The organism is Microcystis sp. M_QC_C_20170808_M3Col, from assembly GCF_007095505.1.
Lineage (GTDB): Bacteria > Cyanobacteriota > Cyanobacteriia > Cyanobacteriales > Microcystaceae > Microcystis.
Genome location: NZ_SFBY01000063.1, coordinates 1 through 12,994, shown reverse-complemented (window position 1 = coordinate 12,994; position 12,994 = coordinate 1). Strand labels below are relative to the sequence as shown.

At 45.1% G+C, this 12,994-nt stretch carries 11 protein-coding genes and 2 pseudogenes; 4 read left to right on the top strand and 9 right to left on the bottom strand.

Annotation, left to right across the window (positions count from 1 at the left end):
- Positions 1–164 precede the first annotated feature (164 nt).
- The 4 genes from tuf to rpsL all read right to left on the bottom strand — a co-directional run bounded on the left by tuf (position 165) and on the right by rpsL (position 4,764).
- Positions 165–1,394, bottom strand: a complete 1,230-nt coding sequence (gene tuf / locus EWV84_RS03300) for an elongation factor Tu (protein ID WP_287076448.1) — start codon at positions 1,392–1,394, stop codon at positions 165–167.
- Positions 1,395–1,547: 153 nt separating this feature from the next.
- A complete protein-coding gene (gene fusA, locus EWV84_RS03295) occupies positions 1,548–3,623 on the bottom strand; it encodes an elongation factor G (protein ID WP_286827413.1) in 2,076 nt (691 codons plus the stop codon).
- A 131-nt stretch (positions 3,624–3,754) separates the two neighbouring features.
- Positions 3,755–4,225, bottom strand: a complete 471-nt coding sequence (rpsG, locus tag EWV84_RS03290; RefSeq protein ID WP_002758831.1) for a 30S ribosomal protein S7 — start codon at positions 4,223–4,225, stop codon at positions 3,755–3,757.
- A gap of 155 nt (positions 4,226–4,380) precedes the next feature.
- Positions 4,381–4,764 (bottom strand): 30S ribosomal protein S12, encoded by a 384-nt coding sequence (rpsL, locus tag EWV84_RS03285; protein ID WP_002740176.1) that lies wholly within the window; start codon positions 4,762–4,764, stop codon positions 4,381–4,383.
- 422 nt (positions 4,765–5,186) lie between these two features.
- On the opposite strand from rpsL, the pseudogene EWV84_RS22760 reads away from it, so the two are divergent.
- The 3 genes and pseudogenes from EWV84_RS22760 to EWV84_RS03275 form a co-directional block, all read left to right on the top strand.
- A pseudogene (locus EWV84_RS22760) lies at positions 5,187–5,306 on the top strand (killer suppression protein); the annotation flags it as partial.
- 1 nt (position 5,307) lies between these two features.
- Positions 5,308–5,610, top strand: a pseudogene (locus tag EWV84_RS03280) (HigA family addiction module antitoxin); the annotation flags it as partial.
- Positions 5,611–5,978: 368 nt separating this feature from the next.
- On the top strand, positions 5,979–7,175 hold the full coding sequence (locus EWV84_RS03275; RefSeq protein ID WP_287076443.1) for a DNA double-strand break repair nuclease NurA: 1,197 nt from the start codon (positions 5,979–5,981) through the stop codon (positions 7,173–7,175).
- Positions 7,176–7,283: 108 nt separating this feature from the next.
- Here EWV84_RS03275 and EWV84_RS03270 read toward each other — a convergent pair whose 3' ends face one another.
- Together EWV84_RS03270 and metG are read right to left on the bottom strand one after the other, a co-directional pair.
- A complete protein-coding gene (locus EWV84_RS03270; RefSeq protein ID WP_002739868.1) occupies positions 7,284–7,889 on the bottom strand; it encodes a LabA-like NYN domain-containing protein in 606 nt (201 codons plus the stop codon).
- A 100-nt stretch (positions 7,890–7,989) separates the two neighbouring features.
- The gene (gene metG, locus EWV84_RS03265; RefSeq protein WP_287076439.1) at positions 7,990–9,603 is read right to left on the bottom strand and encodes a methionine--tRNA ligase; all 1,614 of its coding nucleotides are present in this window, start codon (positions 9,601–9,603) and stop codon (positions 7,990–7,992) included.
- A gap of 155 nt (positions 9,604–9,758) precedes the next feature.
- On the opposite strand from metG, the gene EWV84_RS03260 reads away from it, so the two are divergent.
- Complete coding sequence (locus tag EWV84_RS03260) at positions 9,759–10,475, top strand: lysophospholipid acyltransferase family protein (protein WP_287076437.1); 717 nt, start codon at positions 9,759–9,761, stop codon at positions 10,473–10,475.
- Positions 10,476–10,605: 130 nt separating this feature from the next.
- Here the strand turns inward: EWV84_RS03260 and EWV84_RS03255 are convergent, their stop codons facing one another.
- From EWV84_RS03255 to EWV84_RS03245, 3 genes are read right to left on the bottom strand one after another with little or no spacing between them, the layout of a single operon-like run.
- Complete coding sequence (locus tag EWV84_RS03255; RefSeq protein WP_287076436.1) at positions 10,606–10,737, bottom strand: hypothetical protein; 132 nt, start codon at positions 10,735–10,737, stop codon at positions 10,606–10,608.
- 11 nt (positions 10,738–10,748) lie between these two features.
- Positions 10,749–11,441 carry a Rho termination factor N-terminal domain-containing protein gene (locus EWV84_RS03250; protein WP_287076433.1) on the bottom strand — a complete coding sequence of 231 codons (693 nt, stop codon included), beginning with the start codon at positions 11,439–11,441 and terminating at the stop codon, positions 10,749–10,751.
- Positions 11,438–12,772 (bottom strand): ParA family protein, encoded by a 1,335-nt coding sequence (locus EWV84_RS03245; protein WP_287076431.1) that lies wholly within the window; start codon positions 12,770–12,772, stop codon positions 11,438–11,440. Before EWV84_RS03245 ends, EWV84_RS03250 begins: the two co-directional genes overlap by 4 nt.
- Between the last annotated feature and the right edge of the window lie 222 nt (positions 12,773–12,994).

Here is a 12,994-nt window from a genome sequence, read left to right as displayed (position 1 = left end):
CAGATGGTGGAATTAAACCGATGCTCCGCGGTTGATATTCTGGTCGGATTTCATCCCCCGCAAAGGTGAGTATCTTGTCGAAAAATGTAGCGGGGGCATTCATCCGACATTTTAGGTAACGGAGCAGCTTTTAAATTCACTGCCCCGTTAATTAGTAGATTAGCCTACTTGATAATTTTCGAGATAACGCCAGAACCGATGGTGCGACCACCTTCGCGAATAGCGAAGCGCATACCCTGTTCAATAGCGATCGGGTTGATCAGTTCCACAGTCATTTTGATCCGGTCTCCCGGCATGACCATTTCTACGGTGCTGCCATCGTCGGCAGTGTAGTCTTGGATAGTGCCAGTTACGTCGGTCGTCCGTACATAGAACTGAGGACGATAGTTTTTAAAGAAAGGAGTGTGACGACCACCTTCTCCTGCAGTTAACACATACACCTCACCTTCAAACTGGGTGTGGGGTTTGATCGTTCCTGGTTTAGCGATAACCATGCCACGCTCAATGTCGGTTTTTTGGATACCACGTAGAAGGATACCAGCGTTATCGCCAGCCATTCCTTCTTCAAGACTTTTCTTGAACATTTCGATCCCAGTAACGGTGGTGGGGCGAGTTTCTCTGATCCCGACCAATTCCACGTTATCACCCACTTTTACCTTACCGCGTTCGATCCGACCGGTAGCCACCGTCCCCCGACCAGTAATCGAGAATACGTCTTCTACCGCCATCAGGAAGGGTTTATCGATCGCCCGTTCAGGAGTGGGAATATAGCTATCCACCGCGTCCATTAATTCATAAATCGCATCTACCCACTCGTTATCGCCTTTTTGGGCTTTGGGGTTTTTGGTCATGTACTCGACGGCTTCTTTAGCAGAACCAGCAATAATGGGGATATCGTCGCCAGCAAAGTCGTAACTGGTGAGAAGGTCGCGCACTTCCAGTTCTACGAGTTCCAGTAACTCCTCATCATCCACCATATCTTTTTTGTTGAGGAAGACGACCAGGTTAGGTACACCCACCTGACGAGCCAGCAGGATATGTTCCCGGGTTTGGGGCATGGGGCCATCAGCGGCCGAGACCACGAGAATACCACCGTCCATCTGTGCCGCACCGGTGATCATATTTTTTACATAGTCCGCGTGGCCGGGGCAGTCAACGTGAGCATAGTGGCGATCAGCGGTTTCGTACTCAACGTGAGCGGTGTTGATGGTGATCCCGCGAGCCTTTTCTTCAGGAGCGGCATCGATTTCATCGTATTTTTTAGCTTGGGCATTACCCAGAGCCGCTAGGGTCATAGTGATAGCGGCGGTGAGGGTAGTTTTGCCGTGGTCAACGTGACCGATCGTACCGATGTTAACGTGGGGTTTCGTCCGTTCAAATTTAGCGCGTGCCATTTACTTTCTGTTCCTTTGTTTTTTTTTCTTCTTCAGCTGGGTGAACAGTAATCAGTCACCAGAGATCAGTTTTAAGTTAGCAGTTATTAGAGTTGACCGACCAACTTTAAATGATCGGTTTGTCTTCACTGCTCACCGGTCACTGGTCACTGATTAGCCGTTCCCTTTACTTTTGGTGATAATCGTCTCGGCCACGTTGCGGGGGACTTCTTCGTAATGGCTAAATTCCATGGTGAAGATGCCCCGTCCTTGGGTTTTGGAGCGAATATCAGTGGCGTAACCAAACATTTCCGCTAGGGGAACTTTAGCGGAGACTTTGGCGATGCCAGTCTCGGTTTCTTGACCTTCGATTTGTCCCCGACGGGAGTTAAGATCACCGATGACGTTACCGATGAAGTCTTCGGGTACTTCCACCTCAACCTTCATCATCGGTTCTAGGAGAACGGGAGAAGCTTTCATCACCGCTTCTTTGATCGCCATGGAACCGGCAATCTTAAAGGCCATCTCGGAGGAGTCCACATCGTGGAAAGAACCATCCACCAGGGTTGCCTTCAGGTCGATGACGGGATAACCCGCTACGATCCCCGATTCGCAAGCTTCTTTCATCCCTTGTTCTGACGGGTTGATGTATTCTTTGGGGATAGCACCACCGACAATTTTGGAGACAAAAACAAAGCCAGACCCCGGTTCACCCGGTTCGAGTTCGATGACGACGTGGCCGTACTGCCCTTTACCGCCACTTTGACGGATAAATTTACCCTCAGCCCGTACGGGTTTCCGCACAGTTTCCCGATAGGCCACCTGGGGAGCGCCCACCGTCGCTTCGACTTTATATTCCCGGAGCATTCGATCGACCAGGATTTCCAGGTGCAGTTCTCCCATCCCGGCGATTACCGTTTGATTGGTTTCGGGATCAACTTTGACCCGGAAGGTGGGATCTTCATCGGAGAGAGCTTGCAGAGCTTTGCTGAGTTTCTCGATGTCCTGTTTGGTTTTCGGTTCCACCGCCACGGAGATAACCGGTTCGGGGATAAAGAGGGATTCTAGGATAATCGGGTTTTTCTCATCACAGAGGGTATCCCCAGTAATGGTGTTTTTCAGTCCGATCGCCGCTCCTAGATCACCAGCGCGCAGTTCATCCACTTCGATCCGTTCGTTGGATTTGAGGACAATCAGGCGAGCGATCCGTTCTTTGGTTCCTTTGGTGGAGTTGTAGGCGTAGCTGCCTTTGGCCAAAACCCCAGAATAAACCCGCAGGAAGGTTAAACGACCGAAGGGATCGGCCATGATTTTGAAGGCGAGAGCAGAGAAGGGAGCATCATCTTTCGCTTCCCGGATTTCTTCGGTTCCGTCGGGGAGAATCCCTTTAACGGCAGCTACTTCCGAGGGCGAGGGCAGATAATCGACGACGGCATCGAGGAGCAGTTGTACCCCTTTGTTTTTGAAGGCTGAACCGCAGAGGACGGGAACAATTGTACCTGCAATCGTCCCTTCTCTGAGACCGCGTTTGATTTCCGCTTCGGTGAGTTCTTCACCTTCTAGATATTTTTCTAGGAGTTCTTCATCAGCTTCCGCTACAGCTTCCACCAGTTGCAGGCGGAATTCTTCGGCCTTTTTCAATAAGTCTTCGGGAATGTCGGTTTCTTCTATGTCTTTCCCTAGATCGTCCTTATATATATAGGCGCGCATCTTGACGAGATCAACGATCCCGCTCAGTTCGCTTTCTGCGCCGATCGGCATTTGGATGGGAACGGCGTTAGTTCTGAGGCGATCTCTTAATTGTTCGTAAACTTTGAAGAAATTCGCTCCCGTTCTGTCCATTTTGTTGATAAAGGCAATCCGGGGTACTTTGTACCGATCGGCTTGTCTCCAGACGGTTTCCGATTGGGGTTGTACACCACCAACAGAGCAGAAAACCGCCACTACTCCATCGAGTACCCGCATGGAACGTTCCACTTCAATGGTGAAATCGACGTGACCGGGGGTATCAATGATGTTGATGCGATGATCTTGCCAACTGGTACTGATGGCGGCGGCGGTGATGGTGATTCCCCGCTCCCGTTCCTGTTCCATCCAGTCGGTAATTGCCGTTCCGTCGTGGACTTCGCCCAGTTTATGAGCGACTCCCGTGTAGAACAGGATTCTTTCTGTTGTCGTTGTTTTGCCCGCGTCTATATGAGCGGCGATTCCGATGTTTCGCACTCTCTCTAGCGGGATAGTCCGTGCCACAGCAACCTCCTTGCTTTGCTTGCCAGTGAAATTGGATTTTGTTCCAGTATTTTTTACACTATTTACAATTCTATACTTTTCTTGACAGTTTTTTTAGCGGCAGAGGTCTGGTCTACCGCCCTAAGTATGGTTTAGTAACGATAGTGGGCGAAGGCTTTGTTTGCTTCTGCCATGCGGTGGGTTTCTTCCCGCTTTTTGATCGTGCCGCCGGTTTCGTTGGCCGCATCCATGATCTCGTTGGCCAGTTTACCGGCCATGGTTTTGCCGCCTCTAGTCCGAGCATAATGAACCAACCAGCGTAGTGCCAATGTACTACCACGATTGCTGCGTACTTCCATCGGTACTTGATAGGTGGCTCCACCGACCCGGCGGGCTTTCACTTCCACTAGGGGAGTGGCGTTTTTAACGGCTTTTTCAAATACTTCCAGGGGTTCTTGACCGGTACGTTCGCCGACGGTTTTCAGGGCATCGTAAACGATATTAGCGGCCAGGGATTTTTTGCCCGATCGCATGATCCGGCGGATGGTCATGCTGACTAAACAGCTATTGTAAACGGGATCGGGGGGAATAGGACGTTTTTTGACGTTTTTACGGCGAGACATCGGAGTATTCCTGAATTTTCTAGGTTAACTTTAACTTTTGCTTGACAGTCGGATGATTACAGCCCATCTCAAACCCTCTCCTGCGAGTCTCAAGTCTCTTGGGTTAACTTTGACCGACTCGGTGGGAGTATTTTTTTGGTTAATCAATTCCCTGTTTATTTAGCTGCGGGTTTGGGGCGTTTGGTTCCGTACTTAGACCGCGCCTTTTGACGGTTTTTCACCCCGGTGGCATCGAGGGTGCCGCGAATGATGTGATATCTGACTCCGGGCAGATCTTTAACCCGACCGCCCCGAATTAGGACGACGGAGTGTTCTTGCAGGTTATGACCGATCCCGGGGATGTAGGCTGTCACCTCAAATCCAGAGGTTAAACGTACCCTAGCCACTTTCCGTAGGGCTGAGTTGGGTTTTTTCGGTGTGGTGGTATATACTCTTGTACAAACTCCCCGACGTTGGGGGCATTGTTTGAGGGCGGGAGATTTGGTTTTTCTTTTCGCTTTGGATCTTTCGTCGCGTATTAATTGCTGAATGGTGGGCATGATAGGGCTGTATCTAAGGTTACTCTGAACTCCTATTACCGAAGGTCAAATCGTTGACAAAAGGCCATTATAGCAAATTGTTGCTCTTGTTGTCAAGTCGCTTATTGTGCTTTTCTCCGGTTTAGATGTTAGAGATTGTCTTTTTCTTGGGCGGCGGCGGCACTTAATTCGAGCGTTATTAGGCGATAAAACTACAGCTTCGTTGTTTTGGCTTGATCATGCAATTGTAGCGATAATTATCGCCTAATTAATCGGCTAATGTCTGAAAAACTGTCTCTAGCTAACCTCATTTTCAGAATTGGTGTCTAGACTATTAGCTCTTAACGCTATATTTAGAGCTTTTGTACTGGATGCCCCACAAATATGCTGCCATAAAATATTGTTAACCCTAAAGGTTAACAATATTACAAGGGTCATCTACAATGGATATTGTATTTAAGAAAAAAAAATTTGAGAACGAATGCAATAGCCAACGGCTCCTGAAAAAACAGTATGGAGAGAAGATGGCTAAGAAAATCAGGCAAAGACTCGACGATTTAAAACATGACTAATACTATTGAGAACAGATATGCACCGGATTTTATTTCTCCACCGGGAGAAACCCTTGCCGAAATCCTAGAAGAAAGAAATATGTCTCAATCGGAACTGGCCCAACGTATGGGCAGACCGAGAAAGACTATCAATGAGATCATAAAAGGTAAAGCGGAGATTACTATCGATACCGCTTTACAGATAGAGTTAGTGTTAGGAACTCCCGCTCGTTTCTGGATAGAGCGCGAAAGACTTTATCGGGAATATTTAGCGAGAAAAAACGAGAATCAAAGATTAAAAGGTTATTTAGGGTTTGCTGAATAAATCTAAAAACCTTGTTGGATAAGGCTTTTAGACTTTTTGTCAATCAAAAAGTGCCGACCATTGTGTGTGATAATTTTTGCTTATGTAATCCTGAAGTGCTTATTTGGCAAGACTTTTAGGACTATTTTGCGGATATTCTATCAGTATAGACCTCGTTTCCACACAGAAACCAGAAGAGCCAATTCAGGTACTTTTTCCCTGAAAATTAGGTAATTGACCAGGTGAAAATGGGTAAAACCCCACACCCCACACCCCACACCCCACACCCTACCACCACCGAAAAACTTTTTGCCGCAAACCCTATTTAGACTGGTTAAAACAAATTCCTTATCAGCAAAAAAGTCAGGTAGAGGATAGTTATGCTCGATCTTGCGAAATTAGCGGCAAAAATGCCAGGGATTAGTCAACATTTTCAACAGGAAGTGGCAGCTAGTCGCGAGCGAGTGCAGCGAGCGAAAATTCTTTTAGAACAAGCGCAACAGCAACAGGAAAAACTATTAGAACTCTATCATAACTGGCACGATCGCCTAATTTTCTCCGTAGCGCTACCGATCGAACCTCTCGACACCCGCGTTAGTATCCTTCCCGCTCCCGAAAGTCATAGCGTTTTTGCCACGGATGGTTCCCAAATTGCCCCTTCTCACCACGAAATCGCCTACTGTTATCTAATTAATATCGGTAGGATTATGTTGCACTATGGTCAAAATTTACACCCGCTGCTCGATAGCATTCCCGAAGTCTATTACAAATCAGAAGACCTCTACATTTCTAAACAGTGGGGTATTCGCGTGGATGAGTGGATGAGTTATCGTCGGACGGTATTAGAAAGCCAAATGTTAGCAGAAATGGCTACTCGTTGGGTAAAACCCCCTGGGGCCCATTATGAACCAAATTTAGCCCTCGTGGATGGTTCTTTGATCTATTGGTTTATCGATAGTCTCCCCCCAGAAGCAAAAGATTTAATTTTGCCACCGATTTTTCAGTCTTGGGACGATTTAAAATCAGCTAGAATCCCGCTTATGGGTTATATTAGTGCTTCTCGTAGCACGGAAGGCTTAAATTTCCTGCGTTTACAATCTTGTCCCCATGATAGTCCCAATTGCTTGATCAATTGCGGTGATTTAGACCCAGAAAAAACTCCTTGTCGCGTCGTCGATCCTCTCCGGGATGCTTCTCTCTGGGGTTATTTATTGGAACCGGGACAAAGAAGTCCTTTTTGGCGCAGTTCTTTGAAAATACTCGATCTTTATGGGGATGAACATCGCATTTACTTCTGTTATCTCCATGTGGGGACGGAAATCGCTAGGGTAGAGGTTCCTGCTTGGGTGGTGGAGGAGCGAGAATTACTCGATCGCTCTTTGAGTATTTTACTGGCCCAGGTGTTAAAAGGTTATGGTTATCCGATCGCCTTAGCGGAAGCGCACAATTTAGCGGTGATTAAAGGTGGCGATCGCCTGCGTTTTTTTGCCCTTTTGGAACAACAGATGATTAAAGTCGGTTTACAGGATGTGGGGACATCTTATAAGGAAGCGAGAAAGCGCAGTAGTATCGCTTAATTGAGGATTCAGCAGATGGGGAGTGGTCACTGATAACTGATAACTGGTCACTGATAACTGAAAAAGGTGGGAATTACCCACCTTAAACTTGATTTTTGCCGAATTTTTCTAGCGACTGCTCCGATCTTGATCCAAGACGCTGACGGGGAAATTATTATAACCAACGTGATGTTTGCTGGTTTTTTGAATTTCTTCTTTAATTTGATCTAGATCAACATAGCGATCGGCTACATTAATTAAACTATCACTGGTCATCGATCGCAAACTAACCACTTCCACTCGCGCACCACGGTAACTGACGGAATCGGCAGCATAGGCCAAATCCCCATCACCACTGACAATGACTGCGGTATCATAGGAACCCACTAGAGCCATTAAATCCACGGCGATTTCCACGTCGAGATTGGCTTTTTTGGAACCATCGGGTAATTGTACTAGATCTTTAGCGATAACTCGATAACCGTTGCGACGCATCCAGAGGAGGAATCCCTGCTGTTTTTCGTTAGTGCGATCAACTCCAGTATAAAAGAAGGCCCGCAAGAGACGAGAACCGGCAGTTAAACGACAAAGTAATTTGGTGTAGTCAATTTCGATACCTAATTGCAGAGCCGCATAAAATAAATTGGAACCATCGATGAAAATCGCCACACGACCGCGATTTTCTAGCACTTGTTCGGGGGTGAAGACTGGGGCCGTGTCATAATCATCAAACATTTTATTTTTCCTCGTTTGTTAAAAGTTTAGTGTTGATTGTTTGCCAGTTGTATCCCAAAGGACAACAGACCTTAAAAAATAGAGTTATTAAAAAATTCCTTTAGGAATCGTTTAACGGCAGTTCTAGTTTAGAAAAGATCGGTTCAGGTGTTCCTAGTTGTGGATTTGTGGGTAATCCCCATTGACAGTGTTGGGAAAAAGAGACACCATCGGGGGAGTTTTCTCCGTCCTCCGACCTGAAAGTATTAAAATCAATAACAAAACCTAGTTGTTGATAAATTTTACTGCTCAAGGTCGGTATTATCGGTGAGAGTAGGTAGGCAGAGAGTCTGACTGATTCCAAAACCGCGTAGAGGACTTGTTCTACCGCTGCTTGTTGTTTCTGTTTAAATAAACTCCAGGGCGCACTCTCATCGATAAACTTGTTACTGGCACGAATTAACGCCAATATTTCCTCACAGGCTTGATTAAATTGTAGCGCATCATACTTCCGTTCAACAATGCCCCCTAGATTGATCCCCATATTCTTAAGATGATTATCGTTCGGGATATCTACGCCAGTCAACTGGGGGGGGATATTTTGGCAGTATTTTTTAACCATGCCTAGGGTGCGATTGAGGAGGTTGCCTAAATCGTTGGCTAAATCCGCGTTAAGAATATTAACAAATCTGGTTTCCTGAAAATCGCCATCCTGTCCTAATTCAATCTCTTTGACGAAATAGTAACGGACGGCATCGGCCCCATAGCGCTCAACCAAATCGAAGGGATCGAGGGTATTACCGAGACTTTTGCCCATTTTCCGCCCGTCTTTGGTCAAAAAGCCATGGCCGAACACTCTTTTGGGCAAGGGTAAACCTGCCGACATTAGCATAGCCGGCCAATAAATGGCATGGAATCTTAATATATCTTTACCGATCAGATGCAGATCGATCGGCCACCATTTGGCCAAGGCATTTTCTAGGGTGGGTTCGTCTTCGGGGTCGAGAAGGGCGGTAACATAGCCAAGAAGGGCATCAAACCAAACGTAGATGGTATGCTGACCATCGTGGGGAATGGGAAACCCCCAAGCGACATTAACCCTAGAGATGGAGAAGTCCTGTAGTCCCTGGTTGACGAAGTTGAGAACCTCATTACGTCGGCTTTCTGGTTGAATAAAATCGGCTTGCTCTTGGTAAAGTTGTTCTAGTTGTGCCTGATACTTAGAGAGACGGAAAAAATAGTTTTCCTCGTCGCGCCATTCGGCGGCCAGATTAGTATGAATGGGACAACAGCCATTATCTAATAGTTCTCTTTTTTCCTTAAATTCTTCACAGGCGACGCAATACCAACCCTGTTGGCGATCGAGATAGATATCGCCCTTTTCCCAGACTCTTTCAAAAAATTCGTTAACAATTGCCTGATGACGGGGGGCAGTGGTGCGACTAAAGCGATCATACTGGATATGTAGCTTTGCCCAGAGATTGGCAAAACTGGCGGCGATGCGATCGCAGTGTTCCTGGGGATTGAGTCCTTTGGCCGCAGCAGTCCGTTCGATTTTCTGTCCGTGTTCGTCGGTTCCTGTAATTAAGAGGACAGAATTGCCCTGTAACCGCTGCCATCGTGCCATAACATCCGCTACGATCGTTGTGTAAGCACTACCGATGTGAGGGATATCGTTGACATAATAAAGAGGTGTTGTTAAAGCAAATGTTTTTCGCTCATTCAAATCATTCATGAAATTTATTTTTTTTAATAGACGAGGCTGCCCCGAGGCTGATCCGTAGATGATTGGGACATAATCCCTATATTTTATGATCCTCTAATTCTGTTTTATCCTTTAGTTGTGATCTAAGTCAATAAAAACAATCTTAAGGCCGATTTTTTTTTTCCATGAAGCTGCTTACCCCCCTATCTACCTCTCGTTTAATTCTTGATACCACACGCACGGGTCTGTTTACCGTCGGTCAAGAAAATCTACCCAGCCAAGGAGTGGCGATCGTGGTAAGTAACCATCGTAGCTTTTTGGACGCGCCGATCTTAATTCAAGCTTTGGGCAAAAGTCTCCCGATCGCCTGTCATCACTACATGGGAAAAACGCCGCTTTTGCGGGAATTAATCGGAGAATTAGGCTGTTTTCCCTTTGATACCCCCGAAAAACGCCACCGAACTTTTTTTCGGCAAGCAACGGATTTTTTACAGTCCGGACGATGGATCGGTTTATTTCCAGAAGGTGGATCGCCGATGTTAAATTTGACTCCTCCTCGTCAAATTAGCCGTTTTCAAAGCGGATTTGCCCATTTAGCCCTGCGTTGTCCCGTGGAGAATTTGTCTGTCTTACCTGTGGCTATTCTCTCCGAGTCGGAAACTGCTATTAGTCCTTTTCCCGTGCGTTTGCTACGCTGGTTAGATACCACAGAACCTTTATTCGATCAAGATGGTTGGCATCCTGTTGTATTTTATCATCGTGTTAAGGTGGCGATCGGTCGTCCCTACCGCATTACTGAGAGCGATCGCTCAGATTATCAAGGTAAACAAGGGAAAAAAGCGATTAATCGTTTAATTGGTCATTGTCAGTCGGAAATTAGCGATTTATTGCTGAAGGGCTAACGAAGTCAGGAGTCAGGAGACAGGAGATAGGGTTTTGGGGTTTTAGGGTTTTGGGGTTTTAGGGTTTTAGGGTTTTAGGGTGTTAGGGTGTTAGCGTGTTAGGGTTTTAGGGTGTTAGGGTTTTAGGGATTTAGGGTTTTAGGGAAATTTCAGCTAAATGCCCACTTCCCCACTTCCCCACTTCCCACTCCCCACACTTCCCCACTTCCCCACTTCCCACTTCCCACTTCCCCACTTCCCCACTTCCTAATTCAAAATTCATACTCCTTTTTCTTATTGCGCTAATATTTTGACTAGCTCTGCTTTCTTCATCTTGCTTAAACCAACGATTCCCTTTTCTTTGGCTAGACTCTTTAATTCGGAAACAGTCTTGAGTTTGAGAGTTTCTTCTGAAAATTCCTCAATCACGGCATCTTGTTGAGATTGAGGAGTGAGATAAAAGACAGTTTTGAGTAAATCTAATCCCTTCCCTTTTGTAATTCCACACTTGAGGGCGACAATTGAGTCTAAACTCTTCCAGAATTGACGGGGAGCCTCATCAATCCTAGCAGTAGCAGTAGCTAATTTAACTGTTTTCAGTGGGCTATTCGGTTGTTCAATCAAGAACTGTAAAGCAGATTTAATTTCTTCTCTTGAAGCTGTTGACAGATTTAGTTTTGGGGTTTCCTCTCTTGCCAAAGCTCTGGATATATTCCTAGCATCTTCTGTTCCATCGGCAATAATACACCAAATTCTTTCTAGTCCAGCCCTTTCAGCCACAGCATAAACAAATGAGTTGCCGATAACTTCATAGCGATCCTCTGATAGTTCTTTGACGATCACGGGCAGCCAGTTGCGTCCACCTTTCTGCTGTAATAGTTTAGCAGTAACTTCAATTAAAAAACTATCGGCATCGGTTCCATTTGTAATTTCTATTTCATCTAGGTATAGATACTTTAAAGTACCAATATCGGTATATTCCATCATTGTAAAAAATACTCCTTTGCTAAGTCTTTGTAGTAGTCATAAACGGAACGATTTTTATAAACGGCTGGCACGCGAGCGAAAGCAGCACTAGCTATAATAGCGTATTCTGGCAGGTGATGAATATGTGAATTTTTACTGGCATTAGTATATCTGGGATAAAAATAGGGTAAAAGGGTTTTGTCATTTTTTAGTATTTGATCAATTTCTTTTTGGGCAAGCTGTAACTGTGGTTGAGTAATCTTCTCACCGTTGAAAAAAATTGGTAAGGCTATGGGAGTACCATCTTTTTTCAAATTTTGCATTTGCGGCAGAAACTCCTTGATGGCAGTGGCTGCATTATTAAGGGAGAATGAATTGTTATGTTTTGTGGGTAAGAGGACAACATCGGCAGCATAAACAGCCAGCTGGCTAGGAAATCGCCAATTGGGAGCTGCATCTATAAAGATGTAATCATATTCATATCTAGCTAAGTCTAATTTTCTATGGAGAGTGTATATTTGCATTTTAGAATTATACTCAAATTCTGGATACTCTGCCATTTTAGGTTCAGCAGGAACAACATCGAAGGTAATTTGTAGTTTTGTATTCTTAAAAATATAGGGACGAATCACTGATCTAAGATCAATATTGCGGTCAGTTAAAGCCTTTTCTAGTAGGACATCTTCTGGTTTTATATTTAGGAGAGAGCGAGTTAAATCTCGTTGATTAAAATCAAAGTCTAAAACTAGAACTTTTTTACCTAAAAAGGCAAGGAAAGCTGCAAGATTTACGGTTGTGGTGGTTTTGCCTATACCACCTTTATTATTGTAAACAGTAACTGTTAATGCTTTGGGAGTATTGTCAATTTTTGTCTTGATCAGAGCTATGGTCTCATCAATGTTCTCAGGAGTTATTGCTATGCAAGTAGTGGCAGGAAAAATGGTTTTACCATGTTTTCTAAATAACTGGATGTGTGAACTATTAGTGATAATTCCCCATTGGGCTGCTTTACAGTTAGTCCCTAATAACTGACGCTTTAACTGATTGACAGTTGCCCTATAACTTGGACTATTTTCAGTTAGGTTAATATCTCTACCTTTTAACTCTATCAGCAGAAAAGGATTACTCTTTGTCTGCAAAAAAACATCGTTTTCTAGGTTTCTCCGAGTGGCAAAGTCGGTAATCCCACCGCCTCCCGTGTCGTACTGTGGAATTATCTCCGTGGTTGAAAATCCTAAATATGATATCAGGTAAGGTGCAAAGTTTGTGCTAACAATCGCTTCAGACGCATTTTGAGGCAAATCCTCAAGATAAGATTTGAGACTTTTTACTTTGGGGGTGTTATCTTTCATTTCAGAAGTTCACAAACTATAGACTAAAGTTAATGAATTGCTCTTTTGTTGAGTATAACACCCTATCACCCCCCGCAACGCGCACGCAGTGACCACCCCACTTCCCACTTCATAATTCATAACTCACCGTTCGCTTAAATAAAAAAGCGATCGAGGACAAAAAAGGTTAAAATCCTTGTGTAGTAAAGGGTTTGGTTGAAGGAGTTAAGAAAATTCCCACAC

What these genes read in the sequence shown, in the direction of transcription:
- EWV84_RS03270 (WP_002739868.1), bottom strand. Translation starts at nt 7,889, where the DNA reads ATGTTTGATGATTATGACACGGCCCCAGTCTTCACCCCCGAACAAGTG.
- EWV84_RS03260 (WP_287076437.1), top strand. Translation starts at nt 9,759, where the DNA reads ATGAAGCTGCTTACCCCCCTATCTACCTCTCGTTTAATTCTTGATACC.
- rpsG (WP_002758831.1), bottom strand. Translation starts at nt 4,225, where the DNA reads ATGTCTCGCCGTAAAAACGTCAAAAAACGTCCTATTCCCCCCGATCCC.
- rpsL (WP_002740176.1), bottom strand. Translation starts at nt 4,764, where the DNA reads ATGCCCACCATTCAGCAATTAATACGCGACGAAAGATCCAAAGCGAAA.
- EWV84_RS03275 (WP_287076443.1), top strand. Translation starts at nt 5,979, where the DNA reads ATGCTCGATCTTGCGAAATTAGCGGCAAAAATGCCAGGGATTAGTCAA.
- tuf (WP_287076448.1), bottom strand. Translation starts at nt 1,394, where the DNA reads ATGGCACGCGCTAAATTTGAACGGACGAAACCCCACGTTAACATCGGT.
- metG (WP_287076439.1), bottom strand. Translation starts at nt 9,603, where the DNA reads ATGAATGATTTGAATGAGCGAAAAACATTTGCTTTAACAACACCTCTT.
- EWV84_RS03250 (WP_287076433.1), bottom strand. Translation starts at nt 11,441, where the DNA reads ATGATGGAATATACCGATATTGGTACTTTAAAGTATCTATACCTAGAT.
- EWV84_RS03245 (WP_287076431.1), bottom strand. Translation starts at nt 12,772, where the DNA reads ATGAAAGATAACACCCCCAAAGTAAAAAGTCTCAAATCTTATCTTGAG.
- EWV84_RS03255 (WP_287076436.1), bottom strand. Translation starts at nt 10,737, where the DNA reads ATGAATTTTGAATTAGGAAGTGGGGAAGTGGGGAAGTGGGAAGTGGGA.